Source organism: Comamonas koreensis, assembly GCF_021026195.1.
Classification (GTDB): domain Bacteria; phylum Pseudomonadota; class Gammaproteobacteria; order Burkholderiales; family Burkholderiaceae_C; genus Comamonas; species Comamonas koreensis.
Genome location: NZ_JAJNCT010000009.1, coordinates 275863 through 301065, shown reverse-complemented (window position 1 = coordinate 301065; position 25203 = coordinate 275863). Strand labels below are relative to the sequence as shown.

The following is a 25203-nucleotide window of genomic DNA, read 5'->3' as shown; positions in this document are numbered from 1 at the left end:
GGGAATACCCGATTGTGGATAAGTGCTACTGCACTGGCAATTTATTGTTGCACTGCAACAATTTAGCGCATAAAAAAGCCCGGGACAACCGGGCTGGGGGGAAGGGCTGGCGAGCTGCTCAGCGCTTGTCGCTGCGGTTGAGCAGTTGGTAGAGGATGATGGCGCCGAAGGTTGCGGTCCCGATGCCGCCCAGCGCAAAGCTGCCGAACTTCAGGGTGAAGTCCCCGGTACCGATGATCAGGGTGATGGCGGCCACGATCAGGTTCTTGTTCTGCGAGAAATCCACCTTGTTTTCCACCCAGATCTTGGCGCCGGCCACGGCAATCAGGCCGAACACCACGATGGACACACCGCCCATGACGGGCAGCGGGATCGCCTGGATCAGTGCGCCGAACTTGGGCGAAAAGCCCAGCAGCAGCGCAATCAGGCCGGCCACCATGAAGACAGCGGTCGAGTAGATGCGCGTTGCGGCCATTACGCCGATGTTTTCGGCATAGGTGGTCACACCCGTGCCGCCCACGCCGCCGCTGACCATGGTCGCCACGCCGTCGCCGATGAAGGCCCGGCCCATGTACTGGTCCAGGTTGCGGCCGGTCATGGCCGTCACGGCCTTGATGTGACCGAGGTTCTCGGCCACCAGGATGATCACGATCGGGGCGATCAGCACCATGGCTTGGGGGCTGAACTGCGGTGCCGAGAAATTGGGCATGCCGATCCAGGCGGCCGAGGCCAGGCCCGACAGATCCACCGGCTTGCCCAGGCCCATGCCATTGGTCAGGATGGCGTAGATGATGGCCGCTGCAATCAGGCCCACCAGGATCAGCAGACGCTGCACCATGCCCCGGGTGAGCACGGCCACCATGCCGACACAGACAAAGGTCATCGCCTGCATCCAGCTCTCGAAGTTGTTGCTGGCCATGTTTTTGACCGGAACGCTGGCCAGGTTCAGGCCGATCACGGCCACGATGGCGCCGGTCACCACCGGGGGCATGAAGCGCTCGATCCAGCCCGTGCCCACCGCTTGCACGATAAAGCCGATCAAGGTGTAGAGCAGGCCGCAGGCAATGATGCCGCCCAGCGCCATGCCAATGTTGGCATTGGGCCCGGAGCCGGTATAGCCGGTGGCGGCAATCACCACGCCGATGAAGGCAAAGCTCGATCCCAGGTAGCTGGGCACGCGGCCGCCAGTGATCAGAAAGAAGATCAATGTGCCGACACCACTCATCAAAATGGCGACATTTGGATCAAAACCCATCAGAATGGGCGCCAGAATGGTCGAGCCAAACATGGCGATGACATGCTGCACCCCCATGATCGAGGTTTGTGGCCAGGGCAGGCGCTCATCGGGCGCGACGACATCGTCAGCGCCCGGGCGCACTTCACGCCAGCGGGGAAGGAAGGAATCAGACATGGTTTGGGCAGGCCGCAGGCAGGGCTGCACCGGGAGGGGCAGTTGCAGGCGCGCAAGAGAAAAGGTGCTGCATCATAGTGAATTTGGCAATCCTTGTAGAGAGAGGGAAACTCTCTAACCTGGAAGGATGCAGAACCACAGAACCCCCGGTGCAGAGGCTGGCACACCAGGTGTGGCGCTGCGGCACTGGCCTGACGGGCCATTCCAATAGATAATCGCAATCATATTGAGAACAAATACAACAAGTTGCCTGCAACAACTTGTTGTCTAGGGAGAGGGATTCTATGAACTGTGTGCAATGTGGCGAGGCATTGGCCGCCGGCGCCAAATTCTGTCGAAAATGCGGCTCCAAGGTTCAGACCGTGCCGACCTCCGATGGCCTGGCCAGCGCCCGGGCGGTGCCAGCCGCGCCGGTGGCGGCCTATGCCACCTGCCCCGATTGCGGCGCGCTGTGCAAGGGCCAGGCGCTGTTTTGCAAACAATGTGGGTGCCGTTTCGAAGAGACGCCCGGCTTTCAGGACACGGCCCCGGAATGGGATGCCCCGCTGAACGTGGCCGAGGAAAAGGCCATTCTGGTCTTTGGCAATGTGCAGGACAGCTCCGGACCCCCATCCAGCTTGCCCGGTGAGCGCATCCAGACCAGCGCCGCGATGGTGATTGGCGGCGCGGCGGGCAGCTCGGCTGCAGCCGTGCCCGCCCCCGCATTGCGCGAGCCCGAGTCCCCGCTGTGGGAGAGCGATGCCGCTGCCAAGCGTGCCCCGCCAGCCACCCCCGACCCCAGCCTGCGCCCACGTGCCAGCGCCCAAGCGCGCAACCCCATGCCCGAAGCCCCTGTGCCCCAAAGCGGCCAGGGGCTGCGCATCGTGCTGGCGCTGCTGGGCCTGGCAGTGCTGGCCGGTGCTGGTGCCTGGTGGTGGACGAGCCAGCAAGGCCGCGCGGCACCGGGCACGGTAGCTGCGCCCAGTGTCTCCGCCCCCGCAGACATTGCCGCACCGGTAGAGGCAGATGCCGCAGCCGTGCCGGTGGAAGCTGCCGCACCTGCGATGGTCGCGACCGATGCCGCCCTGGCCCCGAATGAAACGCTGGTCGCCCCGGCCGCCGCTGAAGATGCAGTCGCTGCGGCCGTGGCCGTGGAAGAAGCGCCCGCCCCAGCAGCCGCACCAGCCCGCCCGGCGGCGGTGCGCAAGCCGGTGCGTAAACAGACCTTGGATGATTTGCTGAATTGAAGGAGAGCATTGTGAAGCTGTTGATGAAAATGTCCGCCCTGGTGTCGGTGCTCGCGCTGGCGGGCTGTGCTGCCCCACCACCCGAACCCGCACCCGCTCCCGCGCCGGCTGTACCGGTGCAGGTCGAATGCGGTATCGCATCGCCCCCCGGCTGCCGTGAGCCGGCTGTGCCCCCAGCGCTGGTGACCTGGGAGCAGAAGATGAAGGGCGAGGTCGACCAGGCCGAGGCGCTGCGCGTTCGCGCGGTCGAGGCCATGTCGGCGCTGCCGGTCAAGCAGCGCATTACCGGCAGCAAGACCACCACTACCGAGCAGGTCTTTAGCTCCAGCCAGTCGCCTGCCACACGTGGCATGCCGGTGCTCGATTCGGTGTCGCTGGATCTGCCCTGGGCCGCCAAGTCGCGCCAGGAGCACAAGGATGCGATGGTCGCCATCAAGGACATCGCCACGATGATGGCCGACAACCGCGGCGGCGCCACGATCTTTGTCACCGTCTCGCCGCGTGATCTGCGTGCCAAAAAGGTGAACACCAATTCCGGCACCGCGCCCACCGAGGCTGGCAACCCGGTCGAGGTCAAGAAATCGGCCGACAAGAATGTGCCGCCCGGTATCGAGCACTTTGTGATCCAGGCCAAACCCTGGCCCGGCCGCATCGACTGAGCACGCGGCTCGCACCCCTTAGCTGCCATGCGCGCCCCTGCGGGGGCGGTGGCACATCTACACGGTAACCACGACGAAGGAATCGCAGATGTCTTCTCCCAAATCGATGCTGAAGTCCATTGACTTTGGCCAACTGATGCGTGCGGCCGAGGGGCTGACCCAATGGCGCGTGCTCGGCCTGTCGTTTCTGACCTGGCTGGCCGGCGGCCTGGTGATGGTGGGCGGCCAGATGCTGGCCACCCGCGCGGGCAGCATGCTGCTGGCGCTGCTGTTCCTGATCATTGCCTCGGTGGTGTTCTCGGCTGGCATGTCGGCCGTGGGCATCCTGCTGCAGGACAAGGCCAAGGATGTGGAGCAGCGCAGCATGTCGGCCGCCATCCGGGCCGGCCTGCTGTGTGTGCCACGCTTCATCATGTTTGGGCTGCTGGTGCTGGCCGTGGTGCTGGGCCTGTGCCTGGTGGCGGCCATTGTCTACTTCGTCTGCAAGATTCCCTTCATCGGGCCGATCCTGCTGTTCTTTGCCCACCCGGTGATGGTGATCGCCGCCTCGGTGTTCTTCATCGCGCTGTACTGGGTGGCTGCGCCGCTGCTGGCGCCCGCCATCTGGGACGGCCGCTCGCTGCGCCGCGCGGTATCGCTGGTGCTGGCGGTGGTGCGCACGCGCCTGGTACCGCTGGTGCTGATGCTGCTGGCGCTCTACATCGTCATCACCGTCATCACCTTGGTGGTGTTCACCGGCTTCATCCCCGGTTTTGCCTACATGACGGCCATTGCCAGCGGCGTGATTGGCCCGAGCATGATGGCCTCGATGGGTGGCATGGGCAACTCTGCCGCCTTTGGCGCGATGGCTGGCAGTGGCCATATGCTGGCCGGCACCCTGTCGACCGTGATCCTGTTTGCCGTGCTGATGGCGCTGACCATGCAGGTGATGATCATGGGCGTGAACATCATTTACCTGATGGTCACCGATGGCCTCGATGAGCAAGGCACCGAAGAGAGCCTGCAGGCCGGCATTGACCTGGCCCGCGAAAAGGCCCGTCAGGCCCAGGGCATGGCCCGCGAAGCAGCTGACAAGGTGCGCCACGCCACCCATATGGACGGCCATGGCCACCAGGGTACTGCTGCACGTCCTCCGGCAGCGCCTGTAGCACCGGTAGCACCGCTGAACGATATCTTTGCCCCGGCGCCTGCGCCCGTGGCTCCCGTTGCTCCCGTTGCTCCCGTTGCTCCCGTGGGTTCTGCCCCTGCAACGGCGCCGGTGGTTGCGCCAGTACCGCCTGCTTCGGTGCCGCCAATCTCTGTGGCTCCAGCACCCGTGGTGCCACCTGCGCCCGCACAGCCTCCGGTGGCGACAACGCCAGCCACCGGCCTGGGTGCAGCAGCAGTCGGTGGAGCGGCCGCATCGGCCTTGCCACCCACGGCTGCGCCAGCGGCACCCACGGCCTCCGAGCCCCTGCTGCGCTGCCGCAGCTGCTTTGAAGTGGTGGCGGCCGACGATGTCTTCTGCGGACACTGCGGTTTCCAGCTCAAGCCCTGACGGGTTGTGGCATTCTTCCAGGGCGCGCAAGCGCCCTTTTTCATGGCACTCTGTATCCGCCAGTCAGCGCCGGCTGATTGGTAAAAGAGTGTTGTCAATCCGGGCAAAACGGCATACGGCTGCGGCGGTTCACGTCAAGCAGGTTACACTTTGCCGATTCATGTCCAATAAGTAGATCGGCTTATAACCATGTCAGGTGAAACGACCCAGCGCAGCGGTTTCGATATGAAAAGCGCCCAGTTGCCGGTGGTTGCGTTTGCTCTGCGTTCAGCTGACCTGGAGCAGTTGGCGCAAGAGTTTGCCGAGCGTTTTGGCAGCGATTCGGCCTTCTTCGACCATGACCCGGTGCTGGTCGATCTGGCGCAGCTGCGCGAGGCTGGTGAGGACATCGACTTTGTCGCCCTGGTGGCCTTGCTGCGCCAATACCGCACCACGCCGGTGGCGGTGCGCGGCGGCAGTGAGGCACAAATGGCCAGCGCCTACGCGGCGGGCCTGATCGCTGCGCCCGAGGCACCGCCCGCGCGCAAGGCGGCCGAGCCCGAGGTGCGCGAGGTCGAAGTCGAGGTCATCAAGGAAGTGCAGTTGCCGTCCAAGACCACCTTGCGGGTCGACAAACCCATGCGCTCGGGCCAGCAGGTCTATGCCTCGGGCAGCGATGTGATCGTCAATGCCGTCGTCAGCTTTGGCGCCGAGGTGATTGCCGATGGCAACGTCCATGTCTACGGCCCCCTGCGTGGCAGGGCCGTTGCCGGTGCCCGTGGGGACAAGAGCGCACGTATTTATTGCACCTGTTTCGAGCCGCAGCTGGTGTCCATCGCGGGCATCTACCGTACGGTCGAGTCGGATTGGCCCGCCGAGCTGTCGGGCAAGGCTGCCGTAGTGCGGCTTGAAGGTGAGAAACTGCTGATAGAACCGCTGTGACAGGCACCAAGGGACAGCCCGAACAGGGCTTTGGACATTTGAGGACGTAAAGGGATCGGATCGAAAGATGGCAAAAATCGTCGTTGTAACTTCCGGCAAGGGCGGAGTTGGAAAAACTACCACCAGTGCAAGCTTTGCGGCCGGACTGGCACTGAGCGGCCACAAAACTGCGGTGATCGACTTTGACGTCGGCCTGCGCAATCTGGACCTGATCATGGGCTGCGAGCGCCGTGTGGTCTATGACCTGATCAATGTGATCCAGGGTGAGGCCAACCTCAACCAGGCGCTGATCAAGGACAAGCAACTGGAAAATCTCTACATCCTGGCCGCCTCGCAAACGCGCGACAAGGATGCGCTGACGCAGGACGGGGTCGAGAAGATCCTCAAGGACCTGGCGGCGATGGACTTTGACTACATCGTCTGCGACTCGCCCGCCGGTATCGAGAGCGGCGCGCTGATGGCGATGCACTTTGCCGACGAGGCACTGGTGGTCACCAACCCCGAGGTGTCGTCCGTGCGTGACTCGGACCGCATCCTGGGCATGCTCAGCTCCAAGACCAAGCGTGCCGTCGATGGCGGCGATCCTATCAAGGAACACCTGCTGATCACGCGCTACAACCCCAACCGGGTGCAGGACGGCCAGATGCTGTCGCTGGAAGACATCCAGGACATTCTGCGCATTCCGCTGATCGGTGTGATTCCCGAGTCGGAATCGGTGCTGCAGGCCTCCAACCAGGGCACCCCTGCGATCAACCTGAGCCAGACCGATGTGTCCGAAGCCTACAAGGATGTGGTGGCACGCTTTTTGGGTGAAGACAAGCCGATGCGCTTTACCGATGCGCAGAAGCCTGGTTTCTTCAAACGCATTTTTGGGAGGTAAGTTCAATGTCCTTGCTGTCCCTGTTCTTGGGTGAAAAGAAGAAGACCGCGTCGGTCGCCAAGGAGCGGCTGCAGATTATTTTGGCGCGGGAGCGCACTGGGCGTAGCAACAACCAGCCGGACTACCTCCCTGCTCTGCAAAAGGAGCTGATGGCTGTCATTGCCAAGTACGTCTCCATCAATCCGGATGACGTCCGAGTAAACCTGGAACGACAAGACAATCTTGAAGTTCTAGAAGTCAAGATCGAGCTGCCAGACAAGTAATTTAGGTCTGAGGTGTTTGTCCGTGGTGCATGTGTGCTGCGGTGAATGCTGGTGATTTTTGGGGCTTTGGCAGTTTTCGTTTTGGGGTGGCGATATGGGCCCGCATGCGTTGTTGTGGCGCCTTGCCATACCGAAGTATTGTCTGCGCCGCCACGCCTAGCCTGCGGGCCCATCTCGCCATTGTGGTGGGTGGCTCGGGCGCTGTGTGCGCTGCTGGGCTTCGTTGTTGAATACCGGAATTACCATTCTGGTTTTGGGTGCAGTTTTACTGCAGCGTTCTTGTCATTGCTTCCTCCAAAAACAAACGCGGCCTTCGGGTCGCGTTTTCGTTGGGGGTAAGTCGGTGGATTTCTGGCGGTTCGTGGATAAGTGGCTGGTTTATCCACAAAACTATGCACAGTCCTGTGCTTTTCCCCTCAGTTATGCACTGGGTTCGGCCGTGTTGTCGTAGGCGTGGGCTTTCCAGTATTTGAAGGTACCTTGGGCGGTGGCCAGGATGCGGCGGTTGGCGTCGTAGATGTTGGCCTGGCAGGTGCAGAGCGAGCGGCCCTGGTTGATGACCCAGCCTTCAGCAACCAGCGGGCCACGGCCAGGGTAGATGAAGCGCGAGGACATCTCTACCGTGACGGCGGTGCTCGACGGTGCGCCGGGGGCGAGCACGGCGGCGCGCGACATCGCCACGTCGAGCAGGGTCATCAGAATGCCGCCATGCGCGGCGGGCAGCTGGTTGCACAGCTCCTCGCGCAGGTCGGGCAGGTGCACGCGCACGATGCCGTCTTCAAAGTTCGGATCCTGGCGGGCGCCGATGAGGCGCAGAAACGGCACGCGGGTGTTGAGGTCCTCGATGCTCAGCTGCTGGCGGGGCGGGGTGGTGCTCATGCGGCGGCCTTGGCTTCGCGCACCATGTTGCGCGCAATGATGATCTGCTGGATCTGCGTCGTGCCCTCATACAGGCGGAACAGCCGCACATCGCGGTAGAAGCGCTCGATGCCGTACTCGGCCATATAGCCCGAGCCGCCGAGGATCTGCACCGCACGGTCGGCCACGCGGCCGCACATCTCGGTGGCAAACATCTTGGCGCTTGATGCCTCGGTCGAAACGTTCTGGCCCGCGTCGCGGCGGCGTGCCGCGTCGATGGTCATGCACTCGGCGGCATAGAGCTCGGCCTGGCTGTCGGCCAGCATGGCCTGCACCAGCTGGAAGTCGCAGATCGCCTGGCCAAACTGCTTGCGCTCCAGCGCGTACTGCAGCGCGTCGCGCAGGATGCGCTTGGCGCAGCCCACGGCTACGGCGGCGATGTGGATACGGCCTTTTTCCAGCACCTTCATCGCGGTCTTGAAGCCCCGCCCCTCCTGCAGGCCGATCAGGTTGGCAGCGGGCACCTTGACGTTGTCAAAGATCACATCGCAGGTGTGGGCGCCGCGCTGGCCCATCTTCTTGTCGTACTTGCCAAAGCTGATGCCCGGGCTCTTGGCATCGACGATGAAGGAGGACACGCCGCCGGCGCCCTTGTCAGCCGGATTGGTGCGCGCCATCAGGGTGAACATGCCGGCATGGGGCGCATTGGTGATGAAGCGCTTGGTGCCGTTGACGATGTAGTGGTCGCCCTGCCTGACGGCAGTGGTGCGCAAGGAGGCCGCGTCCGAGCCGGCTTCGGGCTCGGTCAGCGCGAACGAGGCGATCACCTCGCCGGTGGCCAGGCGCGGCAGCCATTCGGCCTTCTGGGCATCGGTGCCATCCATCAGGATGCCTTGCGAGCCGATGCCCACCGTGGTGCCGATCACCGATCGGAAGGCGGGCGAGGTCTGGCACAGCTCCAGCAGCACATGCACTTCCTCCTCCATCGTCAGCTCCAGGCCGCCAAATGCTTCAGGGATGGTCAGGCCGAACAGGCCCAGATCGCGCATCTCCTGCACGATGGCTTCGGGGATCTCGTCGGTTTCGGCGACTTCGTTCTCGGCGGGCACCAGGCGCTCGCGCACAAAGCGGCGCACGCTGTCGAGCAGCGCGTCCAGGGTTTCTTGGTCTCGGATCATGGAATGTTCTCTGTTGCAGGGCTTTAGAGCGTTGCCGCCGTGCCCAAAATCGCCGTGGCCTGGCTGGACAGGGTGCCGCCATTGCCATGGGCCAGTGCCAGCTGGGCGCCGGCCACCTGGCGCTCGCCGCAGTTGCCGCGCAGCTGACGCACCGCCTCGATCAGCGCAAAGATGCCGTACATGCCCGGGTGTACGCAGGACAGGCCGCCGCCATTGGTGTTGACCGGCAGGCTGCCGCCCGGTGCAATCGCGCCGCTGGCGACAAAGGCACCGGCCTCGCCCTTTTTGACAAAGCCCAGGTCTTCCAGGAAGAGCAGGGTGTTGATGGTGAAGGCGTCGTAGAGCTCGACCACATCCATGTCTTGTGCCGTCAGGCCCGCCATCGCAAAGGCCTGCGCACCCGACTGGCTGGCAGCGGTGACGGTGAGGTCGGGCATCGACGAGATCTGGCGGTTCCAGCAGGCCGTGGCATTGCCCAGCACATAGATGGGCGCGTTCGGGCCGCGCTGCGCGTCTTCTGCGCGGCTGAGCACAAAGGCACCGCCGCCATCGGTCACCAGGCAGCAGTCGCGCACGGTGAATGGGTCGGCCACCATGCGGGCGCCCAGCACCTGCTCGATGGTCAGCGGATCGCGCATGAAGGCCTCGGGGTTCTTCTGCGCCCATTGGCGGGCCGAGACGGCCACGGCTGCGAGCTGCTCGCGCGTGGTGCCGTACTGGTGCATGTGGCGCGCCGCTGCCATCGCATAGGCCGCGACCGGCATCGTGGGCTCGAAGGGGTGCTCAAAGGGCTGCGGGTCCATGAACTTGCGCGCAGCGGTCGATTCTTTGCGGCCAAAGGCGGCCGAGCGCTGGGCGCTGCCGTAGCAGACCAGCACATGCTTGCACTGGCCGGCCTCCAAAGCCATGATCGAGGGCAGCAGGTGGGCGATAAAGCTGGAGCCGCCCACCATGGTGCCGTTGATGTAGTTCGGGTTGATGCCCAGGTGCTCGATCACCGGCATGGGCCACATCGTGGCATTGACGCTGCAGGTGGCCAAGCCATCGATGTCCTGCATCGTCAGGCCGGCATCGGCCACGGCGGCGTGGGCCGCGCGTGCGAGCAGCAGCATGTCGTCCGAGCCTGGGGCTTCGCCGCAGCCATAGGTGGACACGCCGGTGATGGCGGCCTTGCCGCGCAGCGCGCGCAGGCCGCTGCTGGTATGTACTTGTGCCATGTCTTATCCCTCTTGTTATGCGGCTTTGAACACCACCAGGCCCTTGCCGTTGTGCTCGATCACCTCGGCCTGCACGGCCATGCCGATCTTCACATCGGCGGGCGCCATGCCTTCGACGCGGCTCATCATGCGCGGGCCTTCTGCCAGGTCCACCAGCGCGACGTTGTAGTCGCCACCGGCCTCGGCCTTGCGGCGGATCACCGTGGTTGAGTAAACCGTGCCTTTGCCACTGGGTTGCTCCCAGGCCAGCGCATCGCTGCCGCAATGCGGGCACAGCTCACGGGGATAGAAGATGGCCTGGGCGCAGGCCTTGCAGCGCTGAATCTGGAAGCTGCCCGTATCCAATGCAGCCTGGTACTGGCTTGACATCGAGGGTGTCATTGCGGAATCTTTCTGAGGAGATAGCGGATGGTCAAGCATGGCCCTATTGCCTGCTGCACGCAATTATTGGTTGCCGAAGAGGGGGTTTGGCCGCGCTTGACGAACCTGGGTGACAGCAGTTTGATATAGAAAACCATCAGGGTTTTCTAGGCTTTGGCGCAGGCTAAGGTGCTGCTTCGCAAATGCAGAAACCAGGGGGCCAGAAATCTCTAGCATCGTCTGTCAAACGCTTTCTATAAAACCGGAGACAAGACCATGAAAATGACCGCGCTGGCTTTGGCCATGGCCGCATGCTGCACGACGGGCGCGCAAGCGCAGGGCATCTCTGACGACGTCGTCAAGATTGCCGTGCTCAGCGACATGTCCGGCCCCTATGCTGACACCGCAGGGCGCGGCTCGCTGGAGGCCGCGCGCATGGCGGTGGAGGACTTTGGCGGCACGGTCGGGGGCAAGAAGATCGAGGTGGTGTTTGCCGACCACCAGGGCAAGGCCGATGTCGGCGCCAGCCGCGCACGCACCTGGTTCGATACCGATGGCGTGGACGTGGTGGTTGACCTGAACAACTCGGCCGTCGCGATGGCCGTTTACAACCTGGCCAAGGAGCGCAACAAGCTGGTGCTGACCTCGGGCGGCGCATCGGACGCACTGACCAGTGAGGCCTGCATCCCCACCGGCATCCACTACACCTACGACACCTATGCGATGGCCAGCGGCGTGGCCCATGCGATGCTGGAAAAAGGCAAGAAGGACTGGTACATCATGGCGGTGGACTATGCCTTCGGCAAGGCTGGCGCCGAGACGGTCACCAATATCGTCAGCAAGGGCGGCGGCAAGATCGTGGGCCGCACCAACTTCCCGCTCAATGCCAGCGATTTCTCGTCCTTCGTGCTGCAGGCGCAGGAGTCCAAGGCCTCGGTGGTCACCCTGGTGAGCGCGGGCAATGACACCATCAATGCGATCAAGTCGGCCAAGCAGTTTGGCCTGATGCAAAAGCAGACCGTGGCGCCGCAGTTCATGTTCATCCAGGACGTGCATTCGCTGGGCCTCAAGACCGCGCAGGGCCTGACCTTTGCGACCGCCTTCTACTGGGACCGCACCCCCGAGACGCGCGCCTTCTCGCAGCGCTTTTTTGAGCGCATGGGCAAGAAGACCATGCCCTCGATGGTGCATGCCGGCACCTACTCGGCCGTCACCCAGTACCTGAAGGCCGTGGCCGCGATCAAGACCGACGACGGCCCCGCCGTCACCAAGTACCTCAAGTCCAACAAGATCGAGGATTTCTTCAGCCAGAACGGCCATGTGCGTGAGGACGGCCGCATGGTGCACGACCTCTACCTGGTGCAGGTCAAGTCGCCCGAGGAATCCAAAGGCCCTTGGGACTATTACAAGGTGCTGGCCACCATTCCGGGTGACCAGGCGTTCCGGCCCATGGCCGATGGCAAGTGTGGTTTCGTGAAGAAGTAACCACAGACTTATCCACAGGCAACGCGGTCTTCAGCGCTGAAAGACCGCGTTGTGCATTCCAAACCCCCTTGCAGGAGCCCAGCATGTCCCAAGCTTATCCACAGTTGCAACTGTTTATCAACGGCCAATGGCTGTCCGCCGACGGCCGCAAGAGCGAGCCCGTCATCAACCCGCTGGACGAGTCCACGCTGGGCCAGCTGCCCCATGCCAGCCCGGCCGATCTGCAGGCTGCCCTGCAGGCCGCCAACGCCGCGTTTGAAGGCTGGAAGCGCACCTCGCCGCTGGCCCGCTCGGACATCTTGCGCAAGGCCGCCAGCCTGATCCGTGAGCGTGCCGACCACATCGCCCGCTGCATGACCCTGGAGCAGGGCAAGCCCGTGCGCGAAGCCAAGCTGGAAGTGCTGGCCGCCGCCGACACCTACGACTGGTACGCCGAAGAAGGCCGCCGCAACTATGGCCGCCTGGTGCCGGGCAAGACCCCGACCCAGCGCATTGCCGTGCACCATGAGCCCGTCGGCGTCTGCGCCGCCTTTGCGCCCTGGAACTTCCCCGCCATCACGCCCGCGCGCAAGATCGCCGGCGCCCTGGCTGCGGGTTGCACCCTGGTGCTCAAGCCCGCCGAGGAAACCCCCGCCACCGCCCAGGAGCTGGTGCGTGTGCTGCACGATGCCGGCCTGCCCGCCGGTGTGCTGAACATGGTGTTTGGCGTGCCCGCCGAGGTATCGGGCTACCTGCTCGACCAGCCCGAAGTAGCCAAGTTCTCGTTCACCGGCTCCACCGCCGTGGGCAAGATGCTGGCCTCGCATGCCGCCAAGAGCATGAAGCGCGCCACCCTGGAGCTGGGCGGCCATGCGCCGGTCATCGTCTGGAAGGATGCCGATATCAACAAGGCCGCTGACGCCCTGGTCGCCGGCAAGTTCCGCAACGCCGGCCAGGTCTGCATCTCGCCCACGCGCTTCTATGTACACCGCGATGTGTTCGACAGCTTTGTGAGCGCCTTTGTCGAGCGCACCAAGAAGCTCAAGGTCGGCAATGGCCTGGACGAAAGCAGCCAGATGGGCCCGCTGGCCAATCCGCGCCGCATCGAGGCGCTGACCCGCCTGATCGCCGATGCGCAAGAGAAGGGCGCCACCCTGCACACCGGCGGCAAGCGCATGCCCGGCAAGGGCTTCTTCTGGGAGCCCACCGTCATCAGCAACCTGCCTGAAGACGCCGGCCTGATGAACGAGGAGCCCTTTGGCCCCGTCGCGCTGATCAATCCCATCGCCGACATGGACGAAGCCTTGAAGCGCGCCAACCGCCTGCAATACGGCCTGGCCGCCTATGCCTTCACGCAGGACAGCGCCGTGCGCCAGCAGCTCTCCAACGGCGTACAAACCGGCATGCTGGGCATCAACACCTTGAACATCTCCATGGCCGAGGCACCCTTTGGCGGCGTCAAGGAAAGCGGCTGGGGCTCGGAATGCGGTATTGAAGGGCTGCAGGCTTACTGCAATATCAAGCTGGTGAGTGAGGACCAGTAAGACCCACCGGCCCATGGCTGGCCCCTGCTGCGGGGGCCAGCCATGGAACCAAACGCCGCGCCAGGTATTCAGACAGCAGATTCGCCGCTGGTGTGCCTCCACACCAGCGCCTTCTGTCCTTAAAAAATACAACGATGAGCGCAAGTTTGCAGATCGGGCCGTTTTCACTGCCCTGGGGTTTGGTCATTTTGATGCTGGCATGGCTGCTGGCCGATGTGCTGTTGGCGCGCTGGGCGCGGCAGCGGGGACTGTCTACCACGCCGCATGCCTGGCTGCTGCCGCTGCTGGCGCTGGTCGCGGCGCGCCTGGGCTTTGTGGCGCGTTATGCCGATGAGTACCTGGCGCAGCCGCTGTCGCTGTTCAATGTGCGCGATGGGGGCTGGGAGCCCTGGGCGGCGCTGGCGGTGACGGTTGTTTACGTTTGGTGGCTGTGGCTGCGCAAAAAGGCGGTGGTTCAGCCGCTGGCAGGTGCGGCGGCGCTGTTTGCGGTGCTGTGGCTGGGTGGCAATGCCCTGGTCTATCAGTTCTCCTCCAGCGCCAAGGCCTTGCCGCAGCTGTCGCTGGTGGCGTTGGATGCCAAAACCCATGTGCTCGACCAGTTCAAGGGCAAGCCTGTGGTGATCAACCTCTGGGCTAGCTGGTGCACCCCTTGCGTGCGCGAGATGCCCGCGCTGCTGGAGGCGCAAAAGCGCTACCCGCAGGCGCAGTTTCTGTGGGTGAACCAGCAGGAAGCACCCGAGGTGGTGCTCAAGGCCGCACGCGGCTTTGGCCTGCCCGATGGGCAGGTGCTGCTCGACCCGCGCAACAGCATGGGTGAGGTCGCTGGCAGCCGTGCGCTGCCCACCACCTTGTTCTATGACGCGAACGGCCAACTGCAGGGCCAGCGCGTGGGCGAGCTGTCCCACGCCAGCCTGAACGACTTCATGCAGCAGATCGTGCCGGCCAGCGCTAGCGCATTGCGATGACAGCGCGGGCGCGCACGGCGGCTGCGCGCTCGGGTATCGCCGCCTAAATCGTGCTGGCGCGCTATCCTTGGCGGCTGCCCACCCCCATCCCCCACCATGACCGCCAACCGCCCGCCCGTCAGACGCCTGGACACCTATAGCCTGCGGCTGTTCATCGCCGTGGCGCGCTCGGGCTCGATTGCACGGGCTGCGGAGACCGAGCACATTGCGTCATCGGCGCTCAGCCGGCGCCTGTCGGACCTGGAGCATGCCTTTGGCACGGCCTTGCTGGTGCGCTCGCCGCGCGGCGTGGTGCTGACCGAAGCCGGTCGCCGGGTGTTCGAGCGGGGCATGCAGATTGATGAGGAACTGCAAGGCCTGGTGCGCGAGGTGCAGGAGCAGGGCGACGAGGTGCGCGGCACCGTGCGGCTCTACGCCAATATGTCGGCGGTGGTGGGCTTTCTGCCCGAGAAGCTGTCGCAGTTCCGCGCGCGCTATCCGCATGTGCGCATCTCCTTGCACGAGGCCGATACCCGCGAGGTGCTGCGCGCCTGCCTGGATGACCGCGCCGATGTCGGTGTTGGTGTGGCCGTGCCACCGGCCTCGGGGCTGGATGCCTGGTACTTTGCCAGCGATCCGCTGCAGGTGGTGATTCCACCGGGCCATGCGCTGGCTGCGCACGGCGCCGTTGATTTTGCGCAGGTGCTGGCCCATCCCTTGATCGGTGTGCACCAGGGTGGCGCGCTGGACCGCATGCTGCACGAGCGTGCCGAGGCGCTGCAGCAGCGCTTCAACCCCGAGGTCTCGCTCAGCAGCTTTGATGCGGTCTGCCGCATGGTCGAAGCCGGCCTGGGTATTGCCGTTGTGCCGCAAAGCGCAGTCGCGGGCTATGGCGGCTCGGCCGGCTTTGTGCTGCGGCCGCTGGCCGAGCCCTGGGCGCAGCGCGAGCTGCACCTGTATGCCTTGCGGCGCCAGCCGCAGCTGCGCACCACCCAGGCCCTGCTGCAGGTGCTGCAAGGCGGCGCGGAGCAGCTCCCCGGGTAATCCCGGTTATCGATTTTTGCGCTATCCCCTTTGCTGTCTTAGCGCTTCTGGCTGCGCGGCGCCATCGCGATGATGGGGCATGCAAAGCAACCGCCCCACGGCACTCCATTTTTCTCAGCGCATTCTGTACCTGAGCCAGAACCCCGCCTGCGTGCAGCAGGTGCTGGCGGGCGAACAGCTAACCCTGGCGGCGGCGCAGCCGCTGCGCGACGATGTCTCCACCGACGAGATCACGCCGATCGCGATCCTGACGCATTTTGACGATGCGCTGGGCCACTACCCCTACAGCGGCTTCCAGGCCGGCGGTGTGTTCCCGATTGCAGCCGGTGCGATGCGGGGCAGCGGCATCGAGGTTGTGGTCGCTGGCAAGCGCTACGGCAAGGGCTCCTCGCGCGAGCATAGCCCCATGGCTGAAAAGCTGGCCGGCGTGCGGCTGGTGATTGCCGAGAGCTTTGAGCGCATCTACCGGCAGAACGCCGACAACATCGGCCTGATCACCTCGACCGATATGAGCCTGATCCCGCGCATTGCTGCGGGTGAGGCGATTGCCTGGCAGGAGCTGCTGGCCGGGCGCGATGCGCTGGCCGCAGCGATCCTGGTGCAAGGTGGCCTGCTGGCCTTTGGCCGCGCGCATCTGGCGGATGTGGCCGATGTAGCCAGCGCAGCGCAGCCCGCACCGACCACCCAGCCGCGCACCCTGTTCGAGAAAATCGTCGCTCGGCATGCACTGGCCACGGCCGTTACCCCGGCCCAGCCGGTCGCCGGCGATGGCGCCTTTGTGCGGGCCGACTGGCGTTTTATCCACGAGTACTACACGGGCATGGCCGCGCACATGCTGCATGCCAGCCTGGGCCGCCCGCTGGCGCTCAACGACCCGGCATCGATCCTGGTGTTCGAGGACCACACCTCCTATGTGCAGGAGAGCCCCGCCCATGTGCGCGGCGGCCTGGTGCCCAATGTGCAGCGCATGGTGCAGGCCCAGCGCAGCTTTGCCGCCGACTATGGCCTGCACAGCTACCGCACCCTGACGGAAGACGAGGCCTTGCGCGATGACGGCAGCAATGTGGCGGGCATCTCGCACGCGATGATGACCGAGCGCCATGCGCTGCCCGGCCAGCTGGTGGTGGGCACCGATTCGCACACCACCCACAGCGGCGCGCTGGGCTGCGTGGCCTTTGGCGTGGGCACCACCGATATGGCCAATGCCTTTGTCACCGGTGCCGTGCGCCTGACCCTGCCGCAAAGCCTGCGCATCGTGCTCGATGGTGCGCTGGCGCCTGGTGTGGCTGCCAAGGATGTGGTGCTGCACCTGCTGGCACAGCCCTTGATCCGCGCCGGTGGTGGCGTCGGCAAGGTGTTTGAGTTCTGCGGCACGGCCGTTGCCCAGATGGGCACCGACGAGCGCGCCACCTTGACCAATATGACGGCCGAGCTGGGTGGCTTTACCGGCATCGTCGCGCCCGATGCCGAAACCGTCCGTTTCCTGCGCGAGCGGCGCGGCATCGAGCTGGTGCTGGAGGACTGGATGCACAGCGACCCGGGCGCCGACTATGCGCAGACCATCCACATCGACTGCGCGGCCGTACCGGCCATGGTGGCCAGCCCGGGCGATCCGGGCAATGGCCGGCCGCTGGCATCGATCACTGCGCCGCTGCGCATCGACATTGCCTACGGCGGCTCCTGCACCGCCGGCAAGCGCGAGGATTTTGTGCACTACCACCAGGTGCTGCACTGGGCTGCCGAGCGCGGCCTGAAGGTGGCACCCGGCGTGCAGCTCTTCCTGCAGTTTGGCACCACCGCCGTGCGCGACCACTGCGCTGCTGCCGGCTACCTCGATGCCTTTGAGCGCGTGGGCGCACGCCTGCTGCAGCCCTCGTGTGGGGCCTGCGGCAACTGCGGCCCAGGCGGCTCGGAGCGTGCCGACCAGGTGACGGTCAGCGCCATCAACCGCAATTTCCCCGGCCGTGGTGGGCCGGGCAGCGTCTGGCTGGCCAGCCCCGCCACCGTGGCGGCCAGCGCCATCGCCGGTGAGCTCATGTCGTTTGAGGAGTTGAGACGCCGCTTTTCCCACTGAAAAAAAAGAGACCAGGAGACAATGATGAAAAAAGCAAACCAAGCCAGCAAGCGCCGCTTGTTGACGATGCTGCCTGTGCTGGCGGCCACCCTGTGGCTAGCGCCCTGGCAGGCCCATGCGCAGCTGGCCAGTACAGACAAGCCCATTCGCATGGTCGTGCCCCTAGCCGCAGGATCGACGGTCGATGCCGTAGCCCGTGCGCTGGCGCCCGGTTTTGGCCGCAGTACCGGGCACCCCGTGGTGGTCGAAAACATTGCAGGGGCCGGCGGCATCCCCGGCACCGCCCAGGTGGTGCGGGCGCACAAGGATGGGCTGACCCTGGGCATGATCTCGTCCAACCATGTGATCAACCCCGGCATCTACCCGACCATTCCCTACGACAGCCTGCGCGACATCACGCCGATTGCAGTGCTGGCCACCGTGCCGTTGGTGCTGGTGGCGAATGCCAAGCTGCCGGTGACGGACCTGGCCCAGCTGCGTGCCTATGCCAAGGCGCACCCCGGCACGCTCAACTACGGCTCGGCCGGCAATGGCAGTACCTTGCATTTGGCCAGCGAGCTGTTGATTGCCGAGACGGGTATCGACATCAAGCATGTGCCCTACCGGGGCACCGGGCCGCTGATCACCGACCTGATGGGCGGGCAGGTGCAGCTGGCCTTTGTGTCGGTGTCGCAGGCGCTGCCGCAGATCAAGGCCGGCACCCTGCGTGCCCTTGGGCTGTCCACCACGCAGCGCTCGGCCGCGCTGCCCGATGTGCCCACCGTGGCCGAAGCGGGCGTGCCCGGCTACAGCTTTGATGCCTGGATCGCGCTGGTGGGCCCGGCCGGCCTGCCCAAGCCCATCGTCGACCAGTACGCTGCCGCGATGAAGACCGCACTGGCCTCGACCGAGGCGCAGACCGCCATCGCCGGCCAGGGCCTGATGGTGCTGGACAAGGGACCGGCGCAAGCGCCTGCATTTTTCCAGGAGGAGCTGGCCAAGCACCAGAAGCTGGTCAAGCTCTCGGGCGCGAGGATCGACTGATGGCGATGGCAACGGCCCCAGCAGCCGACGCGCCACCGTCGCTGCCCACCCGCAGCTCCGACCTTTGCGACCAACTGGGCAGCGCCGCCCAGGTCTGCGAGGTGGCTTGGCAGTCCTATGGCGGGCGCGCATCCGCCAGCGGCTGTATACAAACCTTGCGCTGCCACGAAGATGCCGGCTTGCTGCGCCAGACCTTGGAAACTGCCGGCGGCGGGCGCTTGCTGGTGGTCGATGCGGGGGCCTCGCTGCGGGTCGCCGTGCTGGGCGACCGCATGGCGCGCATCGCGCTGGACAACGGCTGGGCGGGCCTGCTGGTCTATGGCGCGGTGCGCGATACGGAGGCGTTGGCCAGCATGGAGCTGGCGGTGTTTGCACTGGGTCGCACGCCGCTGCGGGGGACTGGCAACGGCGGCGGCGCGCTGGGGCTGGCGCTACAGCTGGGCGGTGCCCAACTGCAGCCGGGGGACTACCTGGTGATGGACCCCGACGGCGTCGTGGTTGCCCCTCAGGCCTGAGCCTGCTCCGCCTCCAGCCGGGCCTGCAGCTCGCGCTTCATCACCTTGCCATTGGCGTTCACCGGCAGCTCATCGATGGCGATGATGCGTGCCGGCCGCTTGTAGGGCGCCAGGTGCTCGCGCAAATGGGCCTGCAAGGCATCCAGGTCGGGTGGATGGCGGGCATCCTGCACCACAAAGGCGATCACGGCTTCGTTGCCATCGGCCTCCTTCTGGCCCACGACGGCGGCGCGCTGGATGCCGGGGAAGCTGCCCAGCGCATGCTCCACCTCGCTGGGGTAGACGTTGAAGCCCGAGCGGATGATCATCTCCTTGAGGCGGCCCACGACGAAGAGCGCACCATCGGCATGCAGCTCGCCCAGGTCGCCAGTGGCATACCAGCCGCCGTCGCGCAAGGCGGCGGCCGTGGCCTCGGGGTCACGGAAGTAGCCGGGCATCAGACCCGTGCCGCGCACCCAGATCTCGCCCCGCTCGACGGTCGGCAGCGGCCGGCCGCTGTGCGGATCGACGATCTGCAATTCCGCGCCATCGATGCAGTAGCCAGCGCTGGTGTCGCTGCGGGCTTCGTCGATGCGCGTCAGGTGCAGCGAGCCGGCGTATTCGCTCATCGCATAGCCGTGGTGCAGGGTCTGGCCCAACAGCGCCTCGACCTTGGTTTTCAGCGCCAGATCCAGCGGGCCGGCGCCGGTGTAGAGGTAGCGCAGATGCGGTGCCGCCGGTTGGCGGATGCCATGCTGCTCGCAGTACTGCAGCAGCCGCGCAAACAGGGTGGGTGGGCCTTGCAGCTGGGTGATGCCATGCTGGGCCAGCGCGTCCAGCAGATCGGCGGGTTCGAACTGGCTGCGCATCTCCAGCGCAGCACCGGCCGACAGCGAGGCCAGCAGCACGGTGCCCAGGCCAAAGATATGGGTCATCGGCACAAAGGCGTAGACCTTGTCATCCGGCCCCAGCCGGCGCGACTGGGCCGAGACGCGGGCAAAGTGCGCCACACCGCGCTGGCTCATCAGCACGCCCTTGGGGGTGCCGGTGGTGCCGGAGGTGAAGATGATGGCGGCCACTGGATTGCCATCCGGCTCGGCCTCGGCGCGCGCATCGGCACGCACCGCCGTATGGGCCAGGCCCGGCACGCAAGAGGGGCTGGTGCCATAGCGCTCGGCATGCGCTGCGGCGGCTTTGGAGACGCGGTCGGTGAAATAGACCACCCGCGCATCGGCCTTGTCGGCAAAGCCGCGCACCTCGCCCGGTGCCATGCGGGCATTGACGCCGCAGGCCCAGGCGCCCACGCGGCTGCAGGCCAGCAGCAGGGCGGCATGCTCGGGGCAGTTCTCGGCGACCACCAGCACGCGGTCGCCGCTGCGCACCTGCAGCGCGCGCAGCTCCGCCTCCAGCGCATCGACCAGGCGGCCCAGGTCGGCATAGCTAAGCGTGCGATCGGGCAGGTAGATGAAGGGCCGGTCCGGGGCCTCCTGCAGCCAGCGGTCCAGAAACTGGTGAATGCGAAATTCCATCTTCGGTCCTATCAGTCCACCACAATGCCCTGGGTCACGGTGGACCACATCTGGCGTTCCTTGGCGGCGCGTTCGCTCAGGGTCTGGGGGCTGCCCGTCCATTCGTCATAGCCCAGCTCCTTGTACTTGGCCTTCAGCTCGGGCTGGGCCAGCGCGGCATTGATGGCCTTGTTCAGCCGCATCTGCAGCTCGGGCGACATGCCCTTGGGGCCGTAGACGGCATACCAGCCGCCCACATCAAAGCCCTTGAGGCCGTCGATGCCGCTTTCGGCGAAGGTTGGCACATCGGGCAGCGCCGGGTTGCGCTGGGGCGAGGTCACGGCAATCGGTGTCACCTTCTTGCTGTGGATGTAGGTGCCGGCGGTGCTGATGATGTCCATCATCATGTTGATCTGGCCGCCCATCACATCGGTCATCGCCGGTGCATTGCCCCGGTAGGGCACATGGTTCAGCTCGATGCCGCTGCGCTTGGCAAACAGCAGGGTGCCCAGGTGGTTGGAGCCGCCCACGCCGGCCGAGGCATAGCTGAGCTTGCCGGGGTTGGCCTTGGCATAGTCCACCAGCGCCTTCGTGGTCTTGAAGGGCTCGTTGTTGTTGGCCACCAGCACGTTGTAGTAGCTCAGCACCGGTGCGATGGGGGTCAGGTCCTTGACCGGGTCGAACTGCATCTTGCGCATCACATTGGGGCTGATGGTGATGGTGGGGCTGGCGGCAAACCACAGGGTCAGGCCATCGGGGTTGGCGCGCGAGGTCTCGTTGCCGGCCAGGGTGGCGTTGGCGCCCGTCTTGTTGTCGACCACGACGGTGCTGCCCAGCTCCTTGGACAGCGCGATGGACAGCAGGCGTGCGCCCTGGTCCACGGGGCCGCCGGCCGAGTAGCCGACGATGAGGCGCACCGGTGCGCCCGATCCCAGGCCTCCCTGGGCATGGACAGAGGCGCAAAGGCTGAGGGCGGCAGCGGCCGTGGCGGCCAGCAGGCCGCGGCGGTGGATGAGGGTCATGTCTTGTCTCCTGGTTTTTGTAAGCGGTGGGGGCGGGCGCTCAGTAGCGCTCGAACACGGCGGCAATGCCCTGGCCGCCGCCGATGCACATGGTCTCCAGGCCATAGCGGCCCTTGCGGCGTTCCAGCTCATGCAGCAAGGTGGCCAGAATGCGCACGCCGGTGGCACCAATCGGGTGGCCCAGCGAGATGCCCGAGCCGTTCACATTCAGGCGCTCGGCATCGTTCCATTCCAGGCCCTGCAGGACAGCAAGCACCTGGCAGGCAAAGGCCTCGTTGATCTCGACCAGGTCCATGTCGTTCATCGTCAGGCCCAGCTTGCCCAGCAGCTTCTTGACGGCAGGCACCGGGCCAATGCCCATGCGCGAGGGCTCGCAGCCGGCAGCGGCCCAGCCCACCAGGCTGGCCATCGGCGTCAGGCCCAGCTCCTGGAGCTTGTCTTCGGCGACGATCAGGCAGGCGGCCGAGGCATCGTTTTGCTGGCTGGCATTGCCGGCGCTGACGGTGCCGCCCTTCATCAAGGCGCGCAGCTTGCCCAGCGAATCCATCGTGGCATCGGCGCGGAAGCCTTCGTCGCGGCTGAACAGGGTTGCCTCGCCCTTTTTCTGCGGCACGCTGACGGGCACCACCTCGGCATCAAAGCGGCCGGCCTGCCAGGCGGCGGCGGCGCGCTGGTGGCTGCGCAGCGCAAAGGCGTCGGCCTCTTCGCGGCTGATGCCGTAGTCGCGTGCCAGGTTCTCGGCGGTCTCGATCATGCCGGAGATGACGCCAAAGCGCTCCACTGGTTGCGAGCGCTCGCGGCCCCGGTCCAGGCGGTCATACATGGTGACGCTGCCTGCCCGCTTGCCCCAGCGCATATCGGTGGTGTAGTACTCGATATTGCTCATGCTCTCCACACCACCGGCGATCACCACATCGGCGGCGCCGCTTTGCACCATCATGCAGGCGGTGACCACGGCTTGCAGGCCGCCACCGCAGCGGCGGTCGAGCTGCATGCCGGGCACTTCCACCGGCAGGCCGGCCTGTAGCGCGGCCCAGCGGCCTACGCAAGGCGTTTCGCTGCTGGCATAGGACTGGGCAAACACCACATCGTCGATGCGGCTGGGGTCGATGCCACTGCGCTCGACCACGGCACGCACGGTGGTGGCGGCCAGGTCTTCGACCGAGACGGGGCGCAGGCTGCCCCCGTAGGTGCCCACCGGGGTTCGCAAAGGGGTGACGATGGCGGCTTTACGCATGGTTCTCTCTCCAGAAAAATGGAATCAATTCAGCTGCTGGCGCGCTTGGGCCGCCAGCAGGTCTCGGTGTTCAGGTGCGGCGATGGCCAGCATCGCGCGCAGGCGCTGGCCCAGGCTCAGGCCGCGCAGGTCGGCAATGCCGTGTTCGGTGACGATCAGGCCGGCATCGGCACGTGGCGTGGAAACCGGGCCGGACAGCTGCGCGACGATGCGCGACTGGCCTCTGGCGGTGGAGGGCAGCGCGACAATCGGCAGGCCGCCATCGCAGGCGGCAGCGGCACGCAAAAAGTCCATCGCGCCACCGACGGCGCCCAGGTACTGGCCTGCCACGACCTCGGCATTGATCTGGCCCGTCAGGTCCACCTCGATCGCCGAGTTGATGGCGGTGAGCCGCTGGGTCTGGCCCAGCACCTGGGCGTTGTGGGTGTAGTCGGTGCCGGCAATGCGCAACGCAGGGTTGTTGTGGGCCCAGCGGCGGGTGCGGGCACTGCCCATCAGCAGGCCGGTCACGCTGGTGCCCGCATCGATGCCTTTGCGCGCATTGGTGATGACACCGGCGTCGACCAGGTCGGCCACGCGGTCGCCGATGGTGCCGCTGTGTACGCCCAGATCGCGGTGGCCTTGCAGCGCTTGCAGCACTGCATCAGGCAGGTTGCCAATGCCCAGCTGCAAGGTGGCGCCGTCTTCCACGCGGCTGGCGATCAGCTGCGCAATCGCTTCTTCAGCGGGGCCAATTTTGCCGGCCGGTACATCGACCACGGCCTGGTCGCTCTGCACCCAGGCATCCACATCGGCGAGGCGCAGGCTGGCGCCCGCCACCCAGGGCACATCGGCGTTGACCTCGGCGATCACGCAGCGCGCATGGCGCATCGCGGAGCCCAAATAGTCATGGGCCAGGCCCAGGCTGCAGTCGCCGTCGGCATTGGGCGGCGAGACCTGGACAAACACCACATCCACGGGGAGGCGGCGGCTGGCGATCAGCTGCGGAATCTGCGAGTAGTGGCAGGGAATCGGATCGAGCACACCGGCCATGCCCAGGGCGCGGTGCGCGCCACCGGCGGCGTAGCCGCGCATGTCGATGGCATCGGCATGCGCGGGCTGCAAGGTGTTGGCGCCGCCAATGCCCAGAAAGACGCTGGTGCGCGCAAAGCGCTGGCGCTGGGCCACATAGGCCTGGATCAGCGACAGCGGCTCGGCGGCCGACTGGCCCCAAACGATGCTGTCGCCAGCGCGGATGAACTGCGCCAGGTCCAGGTCTGCCAGCGCTATCTGCCGGCCTTGGGCCATGCTCATGGCTGGGCGGCAGCCAGGCTGGCATTGCCATGGCTGAGCACGACAATGCCGCGCTCGACCACCAGCGCGCGGAACTGCAGCGCATCGCCTTCCTGCCAGACTTCGGTGCGCAAGGTCTCGCCCGGAAACACCGGCGACGAAAAGCGCGCATGCATGCTGCGCAGCAGGCTGGCATCGCCGTTGCAGGCCGTCATCACCAGCGCATGGCAGACCATGCCGTAGGTGGCCAGGCCGTGCAGGATGGGCTTGTCAAAGCCTGCCGCCTGCGCCACCTGGGGATCGGCATGCAGCGGGTTGTAGTCGCCCATCAAACGGTAGAGCAGGGCGGCTTCGGGGCGGATGGTGTGGGTATAGGTCCAGCGCGGTGCCGTATCGGGCGTGGGCGCCAGCGCCGGCAGCGAGGCATCGCTGGGCTGGCCGCCCAGCGCTTCGCTGTAGCCGCCATCGCCCCGGCAGAACGTGACCTGCTCCAGGGTGGCGTACAAGGTGCCGTCTTCGCCCTCCAGGCTGCGCTCGCTGACCACTATCGCGCCCTTGCCCGCGCCCTTGTCGATCACTCGGGTGACCTTGGTCTTGCCCACCACCTTGGCCCCCACCGGTAGCGGCTGGTGGATGGTGGTGCGCTGCTCGCCATGCACCAGCTTGACCCAGTCAATCCCCGTATCCGCCTCCTTGGCCCAAAAGCCCGGATAGCCTAGCACCGAGCTCATCGTCGGCAGCGCCTGCAGCGGCTGCGCCATGCCCTCGTAGACCAGCGGCAGATTGCGCGTATCGAGCGGATCATTGCCCACCCCCAGACTGAGCGCATACAGCATCGTGTCGCGCTGCGAGTAATCCTGGTGCACCGGCGCAAACGGCCGGGCCTTGAGTTGCTGGTAGTTGATGGTCATGGTCGTTGTCTCTGGGGTTGTTGTGATGCGAAGGCGGAAGGGAAACGGAACTTCGGTATCGGCTCTGGATGCGCACAGGAGGCAGCTCTTGAGGTTCTGCAACGCCACCGGGGGGCATCTGTGAAACTGGCAGAGCACACCTATAGGGCCGCGTTG

Annotated in this window: 23 protein-coding genes; 13 read left to right on the top strand and 10 right to left on the bottom strand. The window is 65.5% G+C overall.

Annotation, left to right across the window (positions count from 1 at the left end):
• Nucleotides 1–118 precede the first annotated feature (118 nt).
• Nucleotides 119–1411: a solute carrier family 23 protein gene (locus LPW39_RS09305; protein WP_230773880.1), complete on the bottom strand. Its 1293-nt coding sequence runs from the start codon at nucleotides 1409–1411 to the stop codon at nucleotides 119–121.
• Nucleotides 1412–1695: 284 nt separating this feature from the next.
• Between LPW39_RS09305 and LPW39_RS09300 the strand changes: the two genes are divergently transcribed.
• From LPW39_RS09300 to minE, 6 genes are all read left to right on the top strand, one after another.
• Nucleotides 1696–2637, top strand: coding sequence for a zinc ribbon domain-containing protein (locus LPW39_RS09300; protein ID WP_230773879.1), 942 nt, complete (start codon nucleotides 1696–1698; stop codon nucleotides 2635–2637).
• Nucleotides 2638–2660: 23 nt separating this feature from the next.
• Nucleotides 2661–3296: a hypothetical protein gene (locus LPW39_RS09295; protein WP_230773877.1), complete on the top strand. Its 636-nt coding sequence runs from the start codon at nucleotides 2661–2663 to the stop codon at nucleotides 3294–3296.
• A gap of 88 nt (nucleotides 3297–3384) precedes the next feature.
• Nucleotides 3385–4833: a hypothetical protein gene (locus LPW39_RS23440; RefSeq protein ID WP_269075793.1), complete on the top strand. Its 1449-nt coding sequence runs from the start codon at nucleotides 3385–3387 to the stop codon at nucleotides 4831–4833.
• A 189-nt stretch (nucleotides 4834–5022) separates the two neighbouring features.
• Nucleotides 5023–5754: a septum site-determining protein MinC gene (gene minC, locus LPW39_RS09285; RefSeq protein WP_230773875.1), complete on the top strand. Its 732-nt coding sequence runs from the start codon at nucleotides 5023–5025 to the stop codon at nucleotides 5752–5754.
• A gap of 67 nt (nucleotides 5755–5821) precedes the next feature.
• The gene (gene minD / locus LPW39_RS09280) at nucleotides 5822–6634 is read left to right on the top strand and encodes a septum site-determining protein MinD (protein WP_133856701.1); all 813 of its coding nucleotides are present in this window, start codon (nucleotides 5822–5824) and stop codon (nucleotides 6632–6634) included.
• A 5-nt stretch (nucleotides 6635–6639) separates the two neighbouring features.
• Nucleotides 6640–6897: a cell division topological specificity factor MinE gene (minE, locus tag LPW39_RS09275; RefSeq protein ID WP_021027472.1), complete on the top strand. Its 258-nt coding sequence runs from the start codon at nucleotides 6640–6642 to the stop codon at nucleotides 6895–6897.
• A gap of 420 nt (nucleotides 6898–7317) precedes the next feature.
• Here the strand turns inward: minE and LPW39_RS09270 are convergent, their stop codons facing one another.
• The 4 genes from LPW39_RS09270 to LPW39_RS09255 are packed head-to-tail and all read right to left on the bottom strand — an operon-like array spanning nucleotide 7318 to nucleotide 10531.
• On the bottom strand, nucleotides 7318–7776 hold the full coding sequence (locus LPW39_RS09270; RefSeq protein WP_021027471.1) for a PaaI family thioesterase: 459 nt from the start codon (nucleotides 7774–7776) through the stop codon (nucleotides 7318–7320).
• Nucleotides 7773–8933, bottom strand: coding sequence for an acyl-CoA dehydrogenase family protein (locus tag LPW39_RS09265; RefSeq protein WP_230773871.1), 1161 nt, complete (start codon nucleotides 8931–8933; stop codon nucleotides 7773–7775). Before LPW39_RS09265 ends, LPW39_RS09270 begins: the two co-directional genes overlap by 4 nt.
• Before the next feature lie 23 nt (nucleotides 8934–8956).
• Entirely contained in the window at nucleotides 8957–10150 is a 1194-nt protein-coding gene (locus tag LPW39_RS09260; RefSeq protein WP_230773867.1) for a thiolase, read from the bottom strand.
• A 15-nt stretch (nucleotides 10151–10165) separates the two neighbouring features.
• Nucleotides 10166–10531 (bottom strand): Zn-ribbon domain-containing OB-fold protein, encoded by a 366-nt coding sequence (locus LPW39_RS09255; RefSeq protein WP_133856704.1) that lies wholly within the window; start codon nucleotides 10529–10531, stop codon nucleotides 10166–10168.
• Nucleotides 10532–10786: 255 nt separating this feature from the next.
• Between LPW39_RS09255 and LPW39_RS09250 the strand changes: the two genes are divergently transcribed.
• From LPW39_RS09250 to rraA, 7 genes are all read left to right on the top strand, one after another.
• Nucleotides 10787–11995 (top strand): ABC transporter substrate-binding protein, encoded by a 1209-nt coding sequence (locus LPW39_RS09250; protein WP_230773865.1) that lies wholly within the window; start codon nucleotides 10787–10789, stop codon nucleotides 11993–11995.
• 83 nt (nucleotides 11996–12078) lie between these two features.
• Nucleotides 12079–13518 carry an NAD-dependent succinate-semialdehyde dehydrogenase gene (locus LPW39_RS09245; RefSeq protein ID WP_230773863.1) on the top strand — a complete coding sequence of 480 codons (1440 nt, stop codon included), beginning with the start codon at nucleotides 12079–12081 and terminating at the stop codon, nucleotides 13516–13518.
• A 134-nt stretch (nucleotides 13519–13652) separates the two neighbouring features.
• Entirely contained in the window at nucleotides 13653–14483 is an 831-nt protein-coding gene (locus LPW39_RS09240) for a TlpA disulfide reductase family protein (protein WP_230773861.1), read from the top strand.
• A 96-nt stretch (nucleotides 14484–14579) separates the two neighbouring features.
• Nucleotides 14580–15506 carry a LysR substrate-binding domain-containing protein gene (locus LPW39_RS09235; protein ID WP_230773860.1) on the top strand — a complete coding sequence of 309 codons (927 nt, stop codon included), beginning with the start codon at nucleotides 14580–14582 and terminating at the stop codon, nucleotides 15504–15506.
• Between the two features lie 79 nt (nucleotides 15507–15585).
• A complete protein-coding gene (locus LPW39_RS09230; RefSeq protein WP_230773857.1) occupies nucleotides 15586–17580 on the top strand; it encodes an aconitase family protein in 1995 nt (664 codons plus the stop codon).
• A gap of 66 nt (nucleotides 17581–17646) precedes the next feature.
• Nucleotides 17647–18603, top strand: coding sequence for a Bug family tripartite tricarboxylate transporter substrate binding protein (locus tag LPW39_RS09225; RefSeq protein WP_230774313.1), 957 nt, complete (start codon nucleotides 17647–17649; stop codon nucleotides 18601–18603).
• Nucleotides 18603–19118, top strand: coding sequence for a ribonuclease E activity regulator RraA (gene rraA / locus LPW39_RS09220; RefSeq protein ID WP_230773856.1), 516 nt, complete (start codon nucleotides 18603–18605; stop codon nucleotides 19116–19118). The genes LPW39_RS09225 and rraA overlap by 1 nt, the downstream gene beginning before the upstream one ends.
• Here the strand turns inward: rraA and LPW39_RS09215 are convergent.
• Genes LPW39_RS09215 through LPW39_RS09195 form a run of 5 tightly spaced genes read right to left on the bottom strand, consistent with a single transcriptional unit; the run spans nucleotide 19109 to nucleotide 25047 of the window.
• The gene (locus LPW39_RS09215) at nucleotides 19109–20626 is read right to left on the bottom strand and encodes a class I adenylate-forming enzyme family protein (protein ID WP_230773851.1); all 1518 of its coding nucleotides are present in this window, start codon (nucleotides 20624–20626) and stop codon (nucleotides 19109–19111) included. The genes rraA and LPW39_RS09215 overlap by 10 nt on opposite strands.
• A gap of 11 nt (nucleotides 20627–20637) precedes the next feature.
• Nucleotides 20638–21627, bottom strand: coding sequence for a Bug family tripartite tricarboxylate transporter substrate binding protein (locus LPW39_RS09210; RefSeq protein WP_230773849.1), 990 nt, complete (start codon nucleotides 21625–21627; stop codon nucleotides 20638–20640).
• A 40-nt stretch (nucleotides 21628–21667) separates the two neighbouring features.
• The gene (locus LPW39_RS09205) at nucleotides 21668–22864 is read right to left on the bottom strand and encodes an acetyl-CoA C-acetyltransferase (RefSeq protein WP_230773848.1); all 1197 of its coding nucleotides are present in this window, start codon (nucleotides 22862–22864) and stop codon (nucleotides 21668–21670) included.
• 24 nt (nucleotides 22865–22888) lie between these two features.
• On the bottom strand, nucleotides 22889–24157 hold the full coding sequence (locus tag LPW39_RS09200) for an acetyl-CoA hydrolase/transferase family protein (RefSeq protein ID WP_407928820.1): 1269 nt from the start codon (nucleotides 24155–24157) through the stop codon (nucleotides 22889–22891).
• A complete protein-coding gene (locus LPW39_RS09195) occupies nucleotides 24154–25047 on the bottom strand; it encodes a MaoC/PaaZ C-terminal domain-containing protein (protein ID WP_230773846.1) in 894 nt (297 codons plus the stop codon). Before LPW39_RS09195 ends, LPW39_RS09200 begins: the two co-directional genes overlap by 4 nt.
• Nucleotides 25048–25203: the final 156 nt, after the last annotated feature.